General features: G+C 50.6%; 16 protein-coding genes and 1 pseudogene. 11 read left to right on the plus strand and 6 right to left on the minus strand.

Going from position 1 to position 18,151, the window contains the following annotated elements; translation table 11 throughout:
- Nucleotides 1–110 precede the first annotated feature (110 nt).
- A complete protein-coding gene (locus MJ611_RS17515; protein ID WP_250431725.1) occupies nt 111–1,061 on the plus strand; it encodes a hydrogen peroxide-inducible genes activator in 951 nt (316 codons plus the stop codon).
- A 134-nt stretch (nt 1,062–1,195) separates the two neighbouring features.
- Here MJ611_RS17515 and sucD read toward each other — a convergent pair whose 3' ends face one another.
- On the minus strand, nt 1,196–2,086 hold the full coding sequence (sucD, locus tag MJ611_RS17520; RefSeq protein ID WP_250431727.1) for a succinate--CoA ligase subunit alpha: 891 nt from the start codon (nt 2,084–2,086) through the stop codon (nt 1,196–1,198).
- A gap of 246 nt (nt 2,087–2,332) precedes the next feature.
- Here sucD and MJ611_RS17525 point away from each other — a divergent pair.
- Both MJ611_RS17525 and MJ611_RS17530 read left to right on the plus strand, forming a co-directional pair.
- A pseudogene (locus MJ611_RS17525) lies at nt 2,333–3,316 on the plus strand (PLP-dependent cysteine synthase family protein); the annotation flags it as partial.
- A 403-nt stretch (nt 3,317–3,719) separates the two neighbouring features.
- On the plus strand, nt 3,720–4,163 hold the full coding sequence (locus MJ611_RS17530) for a response regulator (RefSeq protein ID WP_250431728.1): 444 nt from the start codon (nt 3,720–3,722) through the stop codon (nt 4,161–4,163).
- Nucleotides 4,164–4,351: 188 nt separating this feature from the next.
- Here the strand turns inward: MJ611_RS17530 and ade are convergent, their stop codons facing one another.
- On the minus strand, nt 4,352–5,989 hold the full coding sequence (ade, locus tag MJ611_RS17535; RefSeq protein WP_250431730.1) for an adenine deaminase: 1,638 nt from the start codon (nt 5,987–5,989) through the stop codon (nt 4,352–4,354).
- 256 nt (nt 5,990–6,245) lie between these two features.
- On the opposite strand from ade, the gene cmk reads away from it, so the two are divergent.
- From cmk to MJ611_RS17575, 8 genes are all read left to right on the plus strand, one after another.
- The gene (gene cmk / locus MJ611_RS17540; protein ID WP_250431732.1) at nt 6,246–6,953 is read left to right on the plus strand and encodes a (d)CMP kinase; all 708 of its coding nucleotides are present in this window, start codon (nt 6,246–6,248) and stop codon (nt 6,951–6,953) included.
- A gap of 7 nt (nt 6,954–6,960) precedes the next feature.
- Nucleotides 6,961–7,851, plus strand: coding sequence for a 4-hydroxy-3-methylbut-2-enyl diphosphate reductase (locus MJ611_RS17545; RefSeq protein ID WP_250431734.1), 891 nt, complete (start codon nt 6,961–6,963; stop codon nt 7,849–7,851).
- 80 nt (nt 7,852–7,931) lie between these two features.
- On the plus strand, nt 7,932–8,474 hold the full coding sequence (locus MJ611_RS17550; protein WP_250431736.1) for a DUF502 domain-containing protein: 543 nt from the start codon (nt 7,932–7,934) through the stop codon (nt 8,472–8,474).
- A gap of 176 nt (nt 8,475–8,650) precedes the next feature.
- Nucleotides 8,651–9,457 carry an alpha/beta fold hydrolase gene (locus tag MJ611_RS17555; RefSeq protein WP_250431738.1) on the plus strand — a complete coding sequence of 269 codons (807 nt, stop codon included), beginning with the start codon at nt 8,651–8,653 and terminating at the stop codon, nt 9,455–9,457.
- Nucleotides 9,458–9,582: 125 nt separating this feature from the next.
- On the plus strand, nt 9,583–10,776 hold the full coding sequence (locus tag MJ611_RS17560; protein ID WP_250431740.1) for a PQQ-dependent sugar dehydrogenase: 1,194 nt from the start codon (nt 9,583–9,585) through the stop codon (nt 10,774–10,776).
- Nucleotides 10,777–10,985: 209 nt separating this feature from the next.
- Nucleotides 10,986–11,471: an ATP-dependent zinc protease family protein gene (locus tag MJ611_RS17565; RefSeq protein WP_250431742.1), complete on the plus strand. Its 486-nt coding sequence runs from the start codon at nt 10,986–10,988 to the stop codon at nt 11,469–11,471.
- A gap of 4 nt (nt 11,472–11,475) precedes the next feature.
- Nucleotides 11,476–12,381 (plus strand): 30S ribosomal protein S6--L-glutamate ligase, encoded by a 906-nt coding sequence (rimK, locus tag MJ611_RS17570; RefSeq protein ID WP_250431744.1) that lies wholly within the window; start codon nt 11,476–11,478, stop codon nt 12,379–12,381.
- 1 nt (nt 12,382) lies between these two features.
- Nucleotides 12,383–13,324, plus strand: a complete 942-nt coding sequence (locus MJ611_RS17575; protein ID WP_250431745.1) for a succinylglutamate desuccinylase/aspartoacylase family protein — start codon at nt 12,383–12,385, stop codon at nt 13,322–13,324.
- 187 nt (nt 13,325–13,511) lie between these two features.
- On the opposite strand, the gene MJ611_RS17580 is transcribed toward MJ611_RS17575, so the two are convergent.
- From MJ611_RS17580 to MJ611_RS17595, 4 genes are all read right to left on the minus strand, one after another.
- Nucleotides 13,512–14,012 carry a hypothetical protein gene (locus MJ611_RS17580; protein WP_250431747.1) on the minus strand — a complete coding sequence of 167 codons (501 nt, stop codon included), beginning with the start codon at nt 14,010–14,012 and terminating at the stop codon, nt 13,512–13,514.
- 107 nt (nt 14,013–14,119) lie between these two features.
- The gene (locus tag MJ611_RS17585; RefSeq protein ID WP_250431749.1) at nt 14,120–14,893 is read right to left on the minus strand and encodes an SAM-dependent methyltransferase; all 774 of its coding nucleotides are present in this window, start codon (nt 14,891–14,893) and stop codon (nt 14,120–14,122) included.
- A 42-nt stretch (nt 14,894–14,935) separates the two neighbouring features.
- On the minus strand, nt 14,936–15,607 hold the full coding sequence (locus tag MJ611_RS17590) for an oxidoreductase (RefSeq protein WP_250431751.1): 672 nt from the start codon (nt 15,605–15,607) through the stop codon (nt 14,936–14,938).
- Nucleotides 15,608–15,617: 10 nt separating this feature from the next.
- Nucleotides 15,618–18,110: a DUF5916 domain-containing protein gene (locus MJ611_RS17595; protein ID WP_250431753.1), complete on the minus strand. Its 2,493-nt coding sequence runs from the start codon at nt 18,108–18,110 to the stop codon at nt 15,618–15,620.
- Nucleotides 18,111–18,151 lie beyond the last annotated feature (41 nt).

An 18,151-nucleotide genomic window follows, 5' to 3' on the forward strand; every position in this document is an offset into this window, starting at 1 on the left:
GTGTAGGAGTATTGTTTATAAATCAAATTGATTAATTTTATGGTTTGATAGTGATAAGCTATAAAGTTACACACTTCGCTATATAGTACCTCTTATACTTTTAAATTAGCATGACACTGGTTCAATTAGAATACCTGCTTGCCGTAGACACACACCGCCATTTCGCTACAGCCGCGGAACATTGTTTCGTGACGCAGCCCACGCTGAGCATGCAGCTGCAGAAGCTGGAAGAAGAGCTGGGCGCACAGCTGTTTGACAGGAGCCGGGTACCGGTTCGGCCAACCGAAATAGGGAAAGAAGTGATCGCACAGGCCAGAATAGTAGTAGCCGAGGCAAAGAAGCTGCAGGAAATTGTGCAGGATCAGAAACAGGAGCTATCCGGAGAGCTCCGAATCGGCGTCATTCCTACGCTGGCTCCGTACCTGATACCGCTGTTCATCACCAGTTTTATGCAAAAACACCCGCAGGTACGCCTTGTAGTGCAGGAGTTGCTAACTGAGGATATTGTGGAAAAGCTGAGCCATGAGCTGCTGGACGTAGGGCTGCTGGTAACGCCGCTGGAGGACAAAAGTATAAAAGAGCTGCCCTTGTTCTACGAAGCGTTTACGGTATACCTGAACCCGGAGCATGAATTGGCAAAGAAGAAGGAAGTTGCCCCGGCTGACCTGAACCTGGAGGACCTGTGGGTGCTGAACGAAGGCCATTGCTTTCGTAGTCAGGTACTCAATATCTGCAACCGCGGCGGCAATGTGGCACACAGTGGCCATTTCGACTATAAAAGCGGTTCCCTAGAAACACTGAAGCGCATTGTAGAGACCCAGCATGGCATTACGTTGCTGCCAGAGCTATCGGTATTCAATATGAGCGAAGAGAAGCGCAAACTGGTACGGCCTTTCGTGGAGCCACAGCCCTTACGCGAGGTGAGCCTGGTCGTGCACCGCAGTTTCCTGAAGAAGAAGCTGATCGAAGCGCTGCAGCAGGAGATTGTGGCAGCGATTCCCGAAGTGATCAGAAATAGAAAAAAACAGCAGGTGATAGGAGTCAGAGAGGTAAAGAGTTAGAAAGTTGATTCTTCGTGAGTGGTGAAAGAATCCTGTTGATCCTAAAATCCTGCAAATCCTGATTCAGAAAATAAACAAAAAGGCTGCCTTTGCGGGGCAGCCTTTTTTATACTTAAAGTATAGGTTGTTTATACTTATGCGTTGATGCCAGCCTGCTGCAAAGCAGCTACCATAGCTTCACCGATCTCAGCCGGAGACTCCACTACATGGATGCCGTTCTCACGCATGATCTTCATTTTAGCAGCAGCAGTATCGTCAGCACCACCCACGATAGCACCGGCGTGGCCCATACGACGACCAGCAGGAGCCGTCTGGCCGGCGATGAAACCAACTACAGGCTTTTTGTTACCTGTTTCGCTGATGTACTTGGCAGCCATTGCCTCGTAGTTACCACCAATTTCACCGATCATCACAATAGCATCCGTTTCAGGGTCGTTCATCAGCAATTCAACCGCGTCTTTGGTTGGTGTGCCAATAATAGGGTCACCACCGATACCGATTGCAGTAGAGATACCAAGACCCGCTTTCACGATCTGGTCAGCAGCTTCGTAAGTAAGTGTACCTGACTTTGAAACGATACCGATACGACCTGGCTTGAACACGAAACCTGGCATGATGCCCACTTTCGCCTCACCTGGCGTAATCACACCCGGGCAGTTTGGTCCGATAAGCGTTACATTTCTAGACTTGATGTAGTTTTTAGCAGCCACCATGTCTTTTACAGGAATACCTTCTGTAATACACACAATCACTTTAATACCCGCATCAGCAGCTTCCATGATGGCATCGGCAGCAAAAGCCGGTGGCACGAAAATGATAGAAACGTCAGCGCCGGTTCTCTTCACGGCTTCCTCTACTGTGTTGAAAACAGGAAGGTCAAGGTGGTTAGCGCCACCTTTGCCTGGCGTTACGCCACCAACCACGTTAGTGCCGTACTCGATCATCTGAGAGGCATGGAATGAACCCTCAGAGCCTGTGAAGCCCTGCACGATCACTTTTGAATCTTTATTTACTAAAACACTCATGTGTATCTTATTAAGTTGAAGTATAGACGGTCGAACTATAAGGTTGTGCAAAAATAGGCTTTTTTATGGCGCATGCAAAAAATAGTTATACCTAATATAGTGCTGCTACGACGGGCAAAAGGAACGCCTGCTGCCCCGCAAACTGTTGTAAAAGAAGCAACACCTGCCTGCTGCGAAGATTGATAGCAGGCCTGAACTTATAATTTAATTTACTTACCTTTGCACCCGAATCCAAAAAGCATTCAGATGAAGTACCTGAACCATATAACCGAAGCAATCGGTAACACCCCTTTGGTGAAACTTAACAATGTGACGAAAGGTGTAAAAGCCACCATACTTGCCAAAGTTGAGTACCTGAACCCGGGTAACTCTGTGAAAGACCGCATGGCCATCAAAATGATCGAAGACGCCGAGAAAGCCGGCATTCTGAAGCCGGGCGGTACGATCATTGAAGGCACCTCCGGCAACACCGGTATGGGCCTTGCCCTGGCGGCCATTGCCAAAGGTTACAAGTGTATTTTTACCCTGTCAGATAAGCAGAGCAAAGAGAAAATGGACATCCTGCGTGCCGTGGGTGCTGAAGTAGTGGTTTGCCCTACCAACGTGTCGCCTGATCATCCGGATTCATATTACTCAGTTGCCCGTCGCCTGAACCAGGAGATCCCGAACTCCTTTTACCCGAACCAGTACGATAACCTGTCGAACTGGAGAGCACACTACGAGAGCACCGGCCCGGAAATATGGGAGCAGTCAGAAGGTAAGGTAACGCACTTTATTACAGGTGTAGGTACTGGCGGAACGGTAACTGGTATCTCCAAGTATCTGAAAGAGCAGAACCCGGAGGTAAAAACAATTGGTATCGATACCTATGGCTCGGTGTTCAAGAAGTATAAAGAAACCGGCATCTTCGATGAGAACGAGATCTACTCATATGCTACCGAAGGTATCGGGGAAGACATCCTGCCAAAGAACGTGGACTTTGACCTGATCGACCAGTTCATCAAGGTAACCGATAAAGATGGCGCTGTGATGACGCGTCGTCTGGCTAAAGAAGAAGGTCTGTTTGTAGGCTGGTCTTGCGGCTCGGCTGTTTACGGTGCGCTGGAGTATGCCCGCGAAAACAACTTGACAGAGGATGATGTGATCGTGGTGCTGCTGCCAGACCACGGCACCCGCTACCTGGGCAAGATCTACAACGACGAGTGGATGCGCGCACAGGGCTATATAGATTAATAATAGGTCGTAATCCTGCTAAAGTTTAATTCAAAAGCCTGAGGAGACAACCTCGGGCTTTTGAGTTTATGTGAGGCAACTGTAGGGTTACTAACAACCGTAGAATGAGTTTAAACCTGAAATTTTTAGGTGTCTGAACTGCTTCATGTATAAATTGCGGGATATAGATTTTACTTCTTTGGTTATTTTCTGTAAGTTGCTGCTAGTAGTTCAGGTGTTTGCCTGCGATAGGCTAGGCTAATACAAATCCTTGCCATTTGATTACATTCAAAGCTGACTTAGATTTCCGGTGCTACGTACAACCGGCATTACCTATTGTATCACCCCGCAACAAGTCAGCGCCGGGCAAAAGCTTAGGAGGTATAGATGCTCCGCTATGCACGATTAAAGTTTTATTCAAATGAGAAAATTATCTGGTGTCCTGCTGATTGATGATGACGACACAACCAACTTCCTGAACCAGCGCTTGCTCAGCAGGATGGGTGTGACGGATAGTATTCGTTCGTTCGTGAACGGAAAGCAAGCCTTCGATTACCTTTACAACATCAGCAATAACAACTACGAGCAATCCAACAAAGATTACTTTCAGCCTGAACTGATCTTCCTGGATCTGAATATGCCGGTAATGGATGGCTTCGAGATGCTCGACCTCTTTGATCGCCTGAATCCGGATTTCAAGAAAAAGATTGTGCTTGCTGTGCTTACAACCTCTACCCATCCGCACGACACGGCAAATGTTAAAAAATATACAGCAGAATACCTGATCAAGCCGCTTACAACGGAGAAGGTAAACTACCTGCTGGAGAAATATTTTCAGGACAAACCAACAGAACAGACCGCCTGATAACTCATACTTAAAGTATACAATAAAACCAAAAAAGCCCGGCTAAATGCCGGGCTTTTCTGGTTTAGAAGGAGAGTCCTTCATTCTATTTTTATTATTGGGTTCAGTAGCACCCCAATGCCTGCCAGGAAAAGGAGCTCCGGGTACCCTGTGCTTTTTCGTTAGGTATAGGTGCTTCTTAGGCGTAGCTATGATTCCAATACTGGTACGAAAGTAAAGGTGTCTCCATTGAACAAGCCCTTGTCGCTGAGCTTAAGCGATGGGATAACGAGCAGTGCCATAAAAGAGAGTGTCATGAACGGAGAGGCCAGTTTGCTGCCCATGCGTTTGCTCATCTGGTCAATGGCGGCATAAGCCTCGGCAACAGCATAGCCATCATCAGCCGACATGATGCCGGCCACAGGCAATGGGAGAAGTTGTTCGTCGGCACCGTCTACGGCAGCAACGCCGCCTTTGGCTCCGATGATCAGGTTCACGGCGCGGGTTATACTTTCGTCGTCTACACCCACGGCAATGATGTTGTGCGAGTCGTGGCCCACGGAAGATGCAATGGCGCCGCGCTGCAGGCCGACATTCTTGATGAAGGCTACGGCTGGTTCAGCATTTTCGTAGCGGTTTACGACGGTAATCTTCAGCACATCCTGCGCCAGGTCCGAAACGACACGTCCGTTCTCTACTTTTGGCGTGGCCCAGGCTTCGTGCGTGATCAGCTGCCCGTCAAAAGCTTCGATCACCCTGATCCTGAAGGCGCTGTCGGCGGGTATGGCAAACTGCTCCGGCGTTTTTGGCTCGGTATTGAAGTTGTTGACTTCTTCGCTCGGGGTATATTTAATGTTGGTCTTGCCATTTGCAGCTACCTGCTCGCCGTTGATATAAGTGCTCAGGATGTTAAAGTCCTGCAGGTTATCGGCAAGTATAAAATCAGCCGGATCGCCTTCGCGCAGCAAACCAACTTTAAGTTGGTAGTGCTGCACCGGGTTGAGGCAGGCAGCCCGGAGCACGTGGAACAGGTTGTGGCCTTTGGCCAGCGCCCGTTTTACCAGCAGGTTGATGTGTCCTTCTACCAAGTTATCGGGGTGTTTGTCGTCAGAGCAGAACATGATCTCGTTCGGGTACTCTGACAGTAATCCGATCAGGGCCTCAAAGTTTTTGGCGGCGCTGCCTTCACGTATCAGGATTTTCATGCCAACGGCCAGTTTATCCAACGCCTCCTCCGCAGTAAAGCATTCGTGGTCGGTGGTGATGCCGGCTGAGGCGTAGAGTCTAGCCTGCTCGCTGCGCAAACCGGGTGCATGCCCGTCCACGGCTTTGCCATACTTGCGGGCAAGTTCGATCTTCTCCATCACTACCGGGTCACGATGCAACACGCCTGGCCAGTTCATCATCTCAGCCAGGTATACGATGTCGTCGCGCTGGAAAAGCTGCTCTATATCGGCGGCCGTTATCTCGGCCCCGGCTGTTTCGAAAGGGGTGGCCGGCACACACGATGGTGCGCCAAAGTAAAACTTGAAAGGTACCTTTTTACCGTTCTCTACCATGTATTCCACACCCTTAAGGCCAAGCACATTTCCGATCTCGTGCGGGTCTGAAACGGTGGCTACCGTGCCGTGCACCACAGCCAGGCGGGCAAACTCGCTGGGTACCAACATAGAGCTTTCTACGTGCACGTGGGCGTCTACAAAACCCGGTAAAATATAATGTTCGGGCGCAGTAGCCTCACGAACTATTTTGGAAATGCGGCCGTTTGTCACATGAACAGTGCCGGGGTAAATCTCCTCTTGGTGGAGGTCTACGATCTGTCCGCTAACGGTAAAGTCTCTTTGCATGGCAGTAGTAGGTAATCAGATAAATTGCCTGTTTATGGGGCTTGAACCCGTAAATTACTTTATATTTGCATTAAATTCAGTCGTTTTGAGAAAGATAATTTCATACATGATTCTGGCAAGCTTTCTGGCTACGGGTACCCTTGCCGGTTGTAGCGCTAAAACGCCTCAGCAAAAAAAGACGGCCTCATACATGAAAAAGAGCAAGCGCGGGAAACAGCCTTGCCCTTGCGACTCCAATTAATCCATTTTGTTTATTATGAAGAAAATCGTGATCGCCATCGATGGCTACTCCTCATGCGGAAAAAGCACTACCGCAAAGCTGGTGGCAGCCGAGCTTGGTTATGCCTACATCGACACCGGTGCCATGTACAGGGCGGTTACACTATACTTTCTGGAGAACCACGTATCTTTTACTAACCCAAAAGAGATCGCGGATGCATTGGCTAACATCGATATAACTTTTCATTATAACGCGAAGGCCAAACGCAACGAAGTATTCCTTAATGGCCTGAACGTGGAGGATGAGATTCGCAAAATGTACATCTCCAATCAGGTGAGCGAGGTAAGCGTGATAAAGGAGGTACGCCGGGCACTGGTAGCCCAGCAGCAGAAGATGGGCAGAAAACGTGGCGTGGTGATGGACGGACGTGACATCGGAACGGCTGTTTTCCCGGATGCAGAAGTGAAGATATTTATGACGGCCGACGTAGACACCCGTGCGCGCCGCCGCCAGCAGGAGCTTCTGGCAAAGAAACAGCTGGAGAACCTGGATACTATAAAACAGAACCTGGAGAAGCGCGACCTGATCGACTCTACCCGTGCCGAAAGCCCGTTACGCCGTGCCGAGGATGCGTACCTGCTCGATACCTCGCACATGACCATTGACGAGCAGGTAGACTTTGTTCTGGACAAGGTAACCACCCGTATACTGGACCAGAAGTACGCGATGCAACAAGAGAGCTAAGAGAAAGATGAACGTAACCATAGATAAGAACTCGGGCTATTGCTTTGGCGTGGAATTCGCCATCCAGATGGCCGAGGATGAAATGGAGACATGTGAGGAGCTGTATTGCCTCGGTGATATTGTGCACAACAGCATGGAAGTGAAGCGCCTGTACAGCAAAGGCCTCCGCATCATCGACCGGGAGCAGCTTAAGAACCTTCACGACTGCAAAGTATTGATCCGGGCGCACGGCGAGCCGCCGGAAACCTATAAGATAGCGCTGGAGAATAACATCGAGCTGATCGATGCATCCTGCCCGGTGGTGCTGAAACTGCAGAACCGCGTAAAGCATGCGTTTGATTCCGGTAAGAACCAGAATGCCCAGATTGTTATTTACGGCCAGGTAGGGCACGCCGAGGTAATCGGCATTGCCGGCCAGACCGGTGATGAGGCCATCATCGTGACCACGGAAGAAGACCTGGATAAGATCGACTTCAAGCGCCCGGTTACCCTGTTCAGCCAGACAACCAAAAGCACTAAGGGCTTTTACCATATCAAGGCCCTGATCGAGGAGCGCCTGAAGCAAGCCAGCCAGGACAGCACCGCTCCCGCTTTCGATGCCAACGACAGCATCTGCCGCCAGGTATCGAACCGGGAGCCGCAACTGGCAAAATTTGCTACCGAGCACGATGTGATTGTGTTTGTGAGCGGCAAAAAGAGCTCGAACGGCAAGGCACTTTACAGCGTTTGCAAACAGCATAACCCCAACAGCTACTTTGTAGAGAACGAGGAGGAACTGGAAAGGGAGTGGTTTGACGGTGCTGCCAGCGTAGGCATTTGCGGGGCTACTTCTACACCCATGTGGCTGATGCAGCAAGTAGCTGATGCCATCAACAAACTTTGCCCTGAGGAAGTATAAGTGCTTAATCCTAAAGTATAGCACAATTTTACTACATTTAGGCTTTGCTTCGGCAAAGCCTTTTTTGTGAACCATCAACCATGAGACGCATTTTCCGCTATTTCCTGAACGGGCTCCTGATCATCGCCCCTTTCACCATCACCGTCTGGATTGTGGTGGCTATAATCGATTGGCTGGATACGATGTTCGATCTGGGCATACCGGGCCTGGGCATTCTGCTCATGGTAATACTGCTCACGCTGGTTGGCTTTATCAGTTCGTCGTTTTTTGTTAAGCCGTTCATTATCATTACCGAGCGCATCTTTCATAAAGTGCCGCTCATCGGCATTGTTTATTCCAGTATCAAAGACCTTTTCGATGCCTTTGTAGGGGATAACCAGAAGTTCAACAAGCCGGTAATGGTGAAGATGACGGAAGACTCGGAGAACTATAAATTTGGTTTTGTGACGCAGGAGACGCTTACAAGTATAAATGTGGAAGACCGGGTGGCGGTGTACTTTCCGCACTCCTACAATTTTTCCGGCGAACTGTTTATTGTGCCCCGAAAAAATGTCGTGTACCTGGAAATGCCAAGCAGCGACGTGATGAAATTCATCGTTTCAGGAGGCGTCTCGAAACTGTAGAAAGTTAAAAAGTTAGAAAGTTAAAAAGTTAGAAAAGTTAGAAAAGTGGTTTTATACTTTATACTCTACACTTTTATACTTCATCAGACTTCTTCTAACGCGTATACTCCATAACTCTCTAGCTCCTAAACTCTCTAACCCTTTAACACTCTAACTTTCTAACTCCCAAATCTTTCTTGCCATACATAGTATACCATACCTCCAAGCTGTACTACCGGGTGATCGGTCACGGGAGGAGGCCGCTGCTGGCTTTTCATGGGTATGGGCAGAGCAGTTCCTACTACCTTCCGATGGAGCAGGCGCTGGGCGAGGACTACACTATTTTTGCCTTTGATCTTTTCTTCCATGGCAGAAGCCAACTAAGCAAGAGCCACCTGCCGCTCACCAAGGAGTTGTTGCAGGGAATGATCCGGCACTTCCTGGAAAAGGAAGGTATAGAGCGCTTCTCCCTGATGGGCTTTAGCATGGGAGGGAAGTTTGCCCTGTCGCTGGTAGAAGGGATGCCGGAGCGTATAAACGAACTGTTTCTGATCGCGCCGGATGGCATACGCACCAGCTTCTGGTACAACATTGCCACCTACCCGGGTTGGCTGCAGCAGCTCTTCAAGCGCACTGTGCTCAAGCCGGAACCCTTTTTCAGGTTGCTCAAGGTGCTCGGCAAGTATAACATGGTGCACAAAAGTTTGCTGCGCTTTGCCCATTTCCAGATGGACAGCACAGCCAAGCGCCTGCGCGTGTACCGCAGCTGGGTAGGTTTCCGGCAACTTAACTTCGATATCCGGAACATTGTCCGGCTCCTGAACAAATACCACGTGCCGGTTACCATGTTCCTGGGAGAGTATGACGAGATCATATCCCCCAAAAGGGTAAGCGTATTTGTAAAGGCGCTGGAACGGGGAGAACTGGTCCTGCTCAAGTCAGGGCACTCGTTCCTGTTGCAGCAGGTAGCCGAGTTGCTGCACCGAAAGAAACACAGCAGGTAACACAGAAGGCACAACCGCAGCTGGGTAGTAGCAGTATATTAGCATGGTTTTGTAAGTCCTGTTGCTTACCTGCCTCTGCGGCCAATCCGGTCTGCCGTACCATGCATTTATACTTTAAGCAAACCATGAAAAAAACACTGCACTCTTTTTTAAGCATCTTCGCCGTTGCTGCGCTCTGCATGAGCTGTTCTTCCGAAAACTCCACCAAAGAAGTCACCAAAACCGGCCCTACTGAAACGGAGCAGGCCAAAACAGATGAGACGGAAGACACCACCCAGACGGACGCTAACCTGCAAAAGATAAAACTGCCCGAAGGCTTCAGGATAAATTACTATGCCCAGGGGGTGGACAATGCCCGCTCGATGGCACTAAGCCCGTCGGGAGTGCTGTATGTGGGTACCCGCGAAGAAGACAAAGTATACGCTGTAGTGGACAGCAACAAAGACGGCAAAGCCGATGAGGTCGTGGTGGTCGCAACCGGACTCGAATCACCAAACGGTGTGGCCCTGAAAGACGGCGACCTGTATGTGGCCGAGATCAGCCGCATTATCCGCTTCCGCGATATCGACAATACGTTCCGCAAGCAACCCAAGCCGGAAGTAATAAACGACAAGTTCCCGACCGATAAACACCACGGCTGGAAGTATATTGCCTTTGGTCCGGATGGTAAACTATACGTGCCGGTGGGAGCTCCCTGCAACATCTGTAAAGAAGAGAACCCAATCTATGCCTCCATTACCCGCATGAATGCCGATGGCTCTGGCCTGGAAGTATACGCCGAGGGTGTGCGCAATACCGTAGGCTTTACCTGGCACCCGGATACAAAGGAGCTGTGGTTTACCGACAACGGCCGCGACATGTTGGGCGATAACATGCCGCCCTGCGAACTCAACCGTGCTCCCAAGAAAGGGCAGCACTTTGGTTACCCGTACTGCCACGGCGGCACCATCGCCGATCCGGAATTTGGCAAGCAGCGCAAGTGCAGCGAGTTTACGGCGCCTGCACAAAACCTGGGGCCGCACGTGGCTCCGCTTGGAGTTAAATTCTATACGGGCAATATGTTCCCGGCAAAGTATAAAAACCAGGTATTCATAGCAGAACACGGCTCCTGGAACCGCTCCAAAAAGAACGGCTACAGAGTGATGATGGTAACAGTAGATGGCAACAACGCCACTTCGTACGAGCCATTTGCCGAAGGCTGGCTGCAGGGCGAAGAAGACTGGGGCCGCCCGGTAGATGTGATCGTGATGCCGGATGGTTCTATGCTGGTGTCGGATGATAAGAACGATGCCATTTACCGCATCAGCTACGGCAGTTAATTACGAATTATGAATGAGGCCTTACTTTGGGTAAGTGCAGGGTAGAAGCAAAGTATAAGATAGTTCCCCTCCCCGGAGGGGCTGGGGTGGGTTATTACCCGCACTTGCGAAAGGAACTTCGCTAAAGTATACCTGAGCTTCTTTGCCTGCATCCTAAATTCGTCATTCGTAATTCATAATTCGTAATTGATTTCACTATCTTGCCTCCGATGATAAAGAAAGCCGAAAAGAAGCCAAAAGCCGAGAAAAAGGTGATAGGGCGTCGTGAGATGGTGTCTTTCCCCGAACTGAACATCGAGGAGATCGAGGCCAAGATCGATACGGGGGCCTATACGTCGGCCATTCACTGCTCCGATATTCACGAAGAAACAAAACCGGACGGGTCCAAAGTAATTGCCCTGGACCTGCTGGACCCTTCGCATCCGCAGTACAACCATAAAAAGCTGGAGTTTTCGGAGTATGACCTGCGCGAGATCAAAAACTCGTTTGGCGACGTGCAGGAACGCTATGTCATTAGAACAAAGATTCAGCTCTTCGATGAAATCATTGAGGCCGAGTTCTCGTTATCCGACCGCAGCGACATGAAATACCCGGTGCTCATCGGCCGGAAGCTGCTGCAGCGACGGTTTGTCGTAGACGTTGCCCGCAAAAACGTTTCGCTCAAGTATAAGAACAAGCAAAAAAAGAATAGCTGAATTTATGAAAATAGCCATCCTCTCCCGCAACCCCAAGCTGTACTCTACCCGACGCTTGGTGGAGGCAGCACAACAGCGGGGGCACCAGGCCATCGTACTCGACCACCTGCGCTGTGACCTGATCATAGAGCAGGGGGACCCGCACATCCTATACAAAGGCGAGCGCCTGACCGATATTGATGCCATCATTCCCAGGATCGGGGCTTCGGTAACATTTTACGGTACGGCCGTGGTGCGCCAGTTCGAGATGATGAAAGTAAAAAGCGCTGTCGATTCGCAAGCAATTGTACGCTCCCGCGACAAGCTGCGCAGCCTTCAGATCCTTTCCCGAGCCGGACTGGGCATGCCTAAGACTGCGTTTACCAACTACTCTAAAAACACATCCGAACTGGTGGCAGAGGTAGGCGGCGCCCCTCTGGTGATCAAGCTGCTGGAAGGTACGCAAGGCTTAGGGGTGGTGCTGGCAGAGACGAAGAAAGCAGCTGAATCGGTGATTGAGGCATTCCATAACCTAAAAGCCCGAATCATTGTGCAGGAGTTTATAAAGGAAGCTGGCGGCGCCGACATACGGGCCTTTATCGTGAACGGCGAAGTGGTAGGTGCCATGAAACGACAGGGCAAGGAAGGCGAGTTCAGGTCTAACCTGCACCGTGGCGGCAAGGCAACGCTCATCCGGCTTACGCGCCAGGAAAAAGCGGCCGCGCTGCTGGCTGCAAAATCGATGGGCTTAGGCATAGCAGGTGTGGACATGCTGCAATCTAAACGAGGCCCGCTGATCCTGGAAGTAAATTCCTCGCCTGGTCTTGAAGGGATAGAAAAAGCCACGCAGAAAGATATTGCAGGCAAAATTATAGAGTACGTAGAGACGTTGGCTAAGAAAAAGTCGAAGAAAAAGGGAGTAACCGAGTAGCATGCCTGAAACAATCGTTATCAACGGCAAGTCCATTGACCGTGGTGAAAAAGTACTGACCAAGCTGGTGGTCTCTAAATTACCCAGCGGTACTGTTATCGAAATACCTGTTTATGTTTTCCGCTCTGTGCACGATGGGCCCGTGGTGTTGCTGCTGGCCGGTATGCACGGCGACGAGGTGAACGGCACTGAGATCATCCGGCGTATGATCACGCGCAAGATGCTCTATCCGCTGAAAGGGACCATCATTGCCGTGCCGATCCTGAACATTTATGGCTTTCTGAACTTCTCGCGCCAGGTGCCCGATGGCAAGGATGTGAACCGTAGCTTCCCGGGCAACCGCGATGGCTCCCTTGCCAGCCGTGTGGCGCATCGGTTTATGAAGGAGGTAATGCCCTACATCGATTACGGAGTAGATTTCCATACCGGCGGAGCGAGCCGTACCAACTATCCGCAGATCAGGTGCGTGATGGCAAACAAAAAGAATGAGGAACTTGCCAGAGCTTTTAGTGCTCCTTTTATACTTAACGCCTCTTACCGGCAGGGTTCTTTGCGCAAGGAGGCTTCCAAATCAGGCAAATCCATACTTGTGTTCGAAACCGGCGAGTCGCTGCGCTTTGATGACCGGGGCATTAAGGAAGGTATAGACGGAACCTGCCGCCTGTTGCACCACCTGGGCATGATGGCCAGTGCGCCTGCGCCGCAGGAAGAAACAAAAGTGTGCATGAAAGACATCTGGCTACGGGCCAAGAACGCAGGCCTTTTCCGGAGCACGATCAAGATAGGCGACTACGTAAAAAAGAACCAGAACATCGGAAGTATAACCGACCCCTACGGCGAAATGGAAGTACGCCTGAATGCACCCGCAAACGGTTACGTGGTAGGCCTGAACAACATGCCGGTGGTAAACCAGGGTGATGCCTTGCTGCACATCGCCTTTTAGTGTATTTCTGATTGTCTTTTTAGATAAAGACTGTGCTGGCCTATACTTCAGCGATCATTCTGTTTATCGTTATAGATACGCAGCGATTCAAGAAAACATAAGTATAAAAAAGAAAGGCCCTGCTATACTTTAGCAGGGCCTTTCTCTTTTATACTTGCTGATCAGCAATCAGCCATTCTTTTAGCTACTAGAACACGTAACGTACGTGCAGGGCAGTATCCCAGAAGCCACCACCACGCGGGATGTTCAGGTATGGCTTGATATCAGCACCGATGGTGAACGGGATATCGCCGATGAAGTACTCCAGGCCCAGAACACCGTCGATACCTACGCCTACTACATTGTCATCGTAGTATTCGTCGTAGTGCTTGTGGTGACGCACGTAGTAGTAGCGACCCTCGTAGAAGCCAATGTGGCCACCCAAACCATAGTACCACTGCAAACCTTTAGCATTGAAGGCTGGTGCATGTTTTTCATACAGCACGGTAAGTACTGCGCCTCTGTAACGGAAGCTGGAGCTGAGGATACCCTCGATAGCGGCATCACCTTTGATGAAGTGCTTCACGGTAAGACCTGCTGCAGCGCCACCTCTGGCACCAATACCTGTGGAGTAATTTTGTGCCTGAGTAGTAGAAGCAAGAGCTACCACCAGTGCCAGCGCGAAGAATACGCGAAAAAGTGTTTTCATGTGTTTTGAAACGTTAAACAAAGCATCAACCAAAGCAATCTCCTGCCGTGGCGGCTGCAAATTTAAAACTTCTGGCGAAGTAAAAAACGTTTAAGGTTTCTGTTGCACTAATTTTTATACGATTGCAGGTAAGCCGTTTTCTTGGTGCGACGACCAATCAGTTTAAAAAAAGATATAAAATGTTGTTCATCAATGCTTAAGGCCTTGGCAAAAGGGTCTGGTTCCTTTTCCTGCTCTGCATCCCGAATATACTCCTGCCGGATCAGGTCTGCCTCATCCAGGTAAGTGGCTTCTTGAATTTGTACCAATCCGGTTTTCTCCCAGAGCCTTTTCCACCAGTCAATGGAGTGGATGAAGTACCAGTAGCTTTGATAGTCCTTCTGCAAAAAGTCAGGCACCTGGCTCAGGGTTTCGATCTCTTTTGTGAAGCAAACATCCACAATGGCGATGCAGCCGCCGGGCTTGATGAAGCGGGCAATGTAGGGCAGATACTTTTCGTCGGTACCAAAGTAGGTATAGGAATCCACCACAATCACGACATCAAAATACTCGTCGGCAAAGGGCAGGGAGCGGGCGCTTGCCTCCAGGGGAATTACCTTGTCTTCGCAGCCGGCCTCCTGTATGCGTTCGTAATTTTCGCTGGCAGCAATGGCTTCGTCTACAGCCCATACCGTTACATCAAATTCTTTTGCCAGGAAAATAGAGCTGATAGCTTTGCCGCAGCCCAGGTCGAGCACGCGCATGCCCGGCTTCAGGTGCAGCGATTTGGTGAGGCTCTCGAGGTTGAAGAGCACATTTTCGCCCATGGAGTGCTTGCGCACCCAATCCGGGTCGTATTGCGAGGCTTTCGGGAAAACGTGTTTCAGGCTGCTTGGGCGCATACGTATAGATGACGGTGCGTAGCAGCTTACGCAGGACAGGTGCTATAGTTGGTGACCTAGCGCTTCTATTTCGTCGGAAGGGTAGATGTGTACGCCTTTCTGGTCCTGGGATGCTGCGTACAACATGGCTTTGGCTACTGTTTCGGCCTGGATGGGTCTGTACTTGCGCAGGGGGCCTATCATCAGGCCACTGAGCGGGCGCATGATCTTGCTGGCCAGTTCTTCGCCGGTACGGTGCTCTTCGCGTTCGCCCAGCAGCAGCGAGGGCCGGAAAATATGCACTGCTTCAAACCCCTGTTTTTGCACATCCGCTTCCATTTCGCCCTTCACCCGGTTGTAAAAGATCATCGACTTGGCATCAGCCCCCATCGCGGACACTACCAGGAACTGAGATGCCTGCCTGGCTGCCGTTACCTGTGCCAGTGTGGTAACATAGGTATGATCTACTTTGTAGAAGGCTTCCTCTGAGCCGGCCTTTTTAATGGTAGTGCCCAGGCAGCAGTATACATCATCGGCGGCCAGCTCCGACGCATACTTTTTCAGGTTGTCAAAATCCACGATCTTCTGGTCCAGCTTGGGGTGTATCAGGGGCACCTCGCGGCGGCCGATCGATATTACCTGGCTGTACCGATTGCTTTGCAAGAGCAGTTGCAGGCAGTGGCTGCCTACCAATCCGCTTGCGCCGGCTATCAGTGCATTTCTGGTTTTTTGCATGTGCGATGGTTTACGCTGAAAGTACGCGTTTAATCGCTATATAGTCTATGAAATATAATAATTTAACTGAAAAATTGTTGTTTTGTGGCGTCTGTATCGTTCTAGAGAAGTTGTCGAAGTAGCTTGGCCGTATCTCGTTGGTTTTGTCCTGCAACGCATTTTTCCATACTACCCGCAACTCGCTGCCCGGTGCAAAACGCCACGCGTACACTAAGTCGATGTTAAAGGTGTTGTAGTTGATGTCCAGGTTCGCTAATGTTTCATCCCGCTGGCTTACCAATGTTTCCAGGCTGCCATCCTGCAGCAGGTTGTACAGCTTGTCGTAGGCTGCCCTTGACCAGTAGTGGCGCATGTTCAGGGTGATGCCGGCATTCTCGCTGAAGATGTAAGACCCGGATAGTGTCGTGGTAAGAGTCGTTACAAGCCTGTCCCCGAAATAGGTTTTGTCAGGGCTAACCGGGTAGTAGCGATCAGGCCTCACATAGCCAATATTATTTTCCTCTATCTTAAAGTCATTGCTGTTGATAAGCATCAGCTTGTCGTTTACGCGCAGGCGCGGGCTGAAGCCCCACCACATACTCGTCTGGTTATACTTGCTAGAGCGCCAGAGGCCGGTGGACGCATCCAGGGCAAGGCGCTTGCGGTAGTCGGAAGAAATATTCAGGTTGCCATCAAAAGCTGGCGGCCGCAGATATACCTTCGGAAATGAACGGGCCTCAAAGTAGTCGTGGGAGTCTTCCGGACGTACGGCCCAGTTCATCCAGACACTTGTGAAATTGCGGAGGCGCACACTGGAGCTACCACCGAAAGTATAGCTGATGAATTTACGGGGCGCGTACAGCATGCTGTGGTTTACGCTCAGGCGGTTGCTCCAGCTCAGGAACTTCCAGACAGGCTGGTAGAAGTTATAGTTTACCTGCGCCGAAGATGTCATCTCGTTGTTGTTCTGCAGGTAGCCCAGGTCGTTGATATCGTAGGTATCGGACTCGGTGTTGTGGCTGAGGCTGTAGAGCAAATTGCCGCTGACCTTGGCCAGTGTAACTTTGTACTGATGCCCTAGGGTAAGCTGTTCCGGTTTCCCGTCCCGGTTGGTGTCTTTGCCGTACAGCTGGCTCAGGTTGCCGCCTCCGCTCAGGGCAAAGGTGTTGCTCCTGTCGGCAAAGCGTACTTGCAGGCCCGACACGTTGGCATCGTAAAAGTTTTTGCTGCGCGATACATTCGTGTTGGTAAACGTGATGAAGGAATTGTGCGGCAGCGTCTGGTCCAGCACAAACACGTTGTAATTGGTAGCAGGGTCTGTCAGGATTTTGCGTGTAGCGCCTGTAGAGTCTTCGGCTACTGCAAACATGTTGCGTGTAACCGCATTAAAGATGCCGATCCCGAGTCCTTTCAGCGTCCTGCCCGATACCTTGGCTGCATTCACCAACGCACTGGTGGCAGGGTTTTCCAGCAGCTTTTCGTTGTTGCTATTGGCTGAGGCGACTGCACTTAAGTACAGGAGCGGTGTGCTGCCAATGCGGCGTGAGTAGAAAAGACCTGCTTTGTTGAATAGCTCGGTGCCTTCGGTAAAGAACTGGCGGTTCTCATCGAATTTTACTTCGAAGGGCGACAGGTTCAGTACCTGGTTATCAGATTGTGTCTGGCCAAAGTCAGGAACAAGGGTCATGTCCAGGGTGAAGGCATCGTTGATGCCATACTTCACATCCATGCCACCGTTAAAAGCGTGGCTGTAATTGCTCCGGCCCTCGAGGTTATGCGGGTAGTGGTTGATGTAGCCCGACACATACGGCATAAACTGCAGCCGCACCGGCGATTCGATTCCCTTGAAGCCTGCCAGCTGCCCGGCCTGGTTCATAAAACCTTCCACGGCATTGTCTACGTGGTTCCAGTACGACTTTTCCCGCGTACGGCGTATGACACGCATAAAGTTAACGCCCCAGGCCTGTACGTCACTCTTCGGAAAACGCACAGCCGCATACGGGATGCGCATTTCCACGGTCCAGCCCTGCTCGTGGCGCTTCACCTTGCTGGACCAAACGGCATCCCAGTTCTTGTCTTCCCTCCCCTGCGATAATTTGATGTCGGTCTGTACGCCGGCTGCCGAAACCAGGAAAGCGAAGGCATTCTGTTTGTCGTTGTAGGTATCCAGGTATACGCCGAACAGATCTGCGTTTGTCTCGCCGGAGTCGCGCTGGCCCAGTTGCGTCAGTACAGAATCGGGAGCCGTGTCGTGGAGCTGGGCTCCAATGTAGATAGCCTGGTTATCGTAAAGCACATATACCTCGGTTTGCTGCGCAGAGGGTTTGCCGTTGTGTGGGTCGAAGCGAACAAAATTGGTGGCGGCTGGCGCACGGCTCCATACTTCCGGCTCCAGGTGGCCATCGAGCACAGGTACTGCCTGCGTGCGGACGGCCTCGGTTACTTTAGCTGGATTGGGTTTTGCAAAAGCTGTGGTGAAGTATAAACTACAGAATAGAGGTAACGCTAAATATTTGAAAAACATGCCACTGGCCGGTCTGGTTAGAGCCCGGTATTTAGAGGTGA

The sequence above is a fragment of the Pontibacter ruber genome (genome assembly GCF_023630205.1).
GTDB classification, from domain to species: Bacteria; Bacteroidota; Bacteroidia; order Cytophagales; family Hymenobacteraceae; genus Pontibacter; species Pontibacter ruber.

Coding starts and splice junctions, on each gene's coding strand:
- MJ611_RS17595 (WP_250431753.1), bottom strand. CDS start 18,110: ATGTTTTTCAAATATTTAGCGTTACCTCTATTCTGTAGTTTATACTTC.
- MJ611_RS17575 (WP_250431745.1), top strand. CDS start 12,383: ATGCCTGAAACAATCGTTATCAACGGCAAGTCCATTGACCGTGGTGAA.
- sucD (WP_250431727.1), bottom strand. CDS start 2,086: ATGAGTGTTTTAGTAAATAAAGATTCAAAAGTGATCGTGCAGGGCTTC.
- rimK (WP_250431744.1), top strand. CDS start 11,476: ATGAAAATAGCCATCCTCTCCCGCAACCCCAAGCTGTACTCTACCCGA.
- MJ611_RS17515 (WP_250431725.1), top strand. CDS start 111: ATGACACTGGTTCAATTAGAATACCTGCTTGCCGTAGACACACACCGC.
- MJ611_RS17585 (WP_250431749.1), bottom strand. CDS start 14,893: ATGCGCCCAAGCAGCCTGAAACACGTTTTCCCGAAAGCCTCGCAATAC.
- ade (WP_250431730.1), bottom strand. CDS start 5,989: ATGCAAAGAGACTTTACCGTTAGCGGACAGATCGTAGACCTCCACCAA.
- MJ611_RS17560 (WP_250431740.1), top strand. CDS start 9,583: ATGAAAAAAACACTGCACTCTTTTTTAAGCATCTTCGCCGTTGCTGCG.
- MJ611_RS17565 (WP_250431742.1), top strand. CDS start 10,986: ATGATAAAGAAAGCCGAAAAGAAGCCAAAAGCCGAGAAAAAGGTGATA.
- MJ611_RS17545 (WP_250431734.1), top strand. CDS start 6,961: ATGAACGTAACCATAGATAAGAACTCGGGCTATTGCTTTGGCGTGGAA.
- MJ611_RS17530 (WP_250431728.1), top strand. CDS start 3,720: ATGAGAAAATTATCTGGTGTCCTGCTGATTGATGATGACGACACAACC.
- cmk (WP_250431732.1), top strand. CDS start 6,246: ATGAAGAAAATCGTGATCGCCATCGATGGCTACTCCTCATGCGGAAAA.
- MJ611_RS17590 (WP_250431751.1), bottom strand. CDS start 15,607: ATGCAAAAAACCAGAAATGCACTGATAGCCGGCGCAAGCGGATTGGTA.
- MJ611_RS17550 (WP_250431736.1), top strand. CDS start 7,932: ATGAGACGCATTTTCCGCTATTTCCTGAACGGGCTCCTGATCATCGCC.
- MJ611_RS17580 (WP_250431747.1), bottom strand. CDS start 14,012: ATGAAAACACTTTTTCGCGTATTCTTCGCGCTGGCACTGGTGGTAGCT.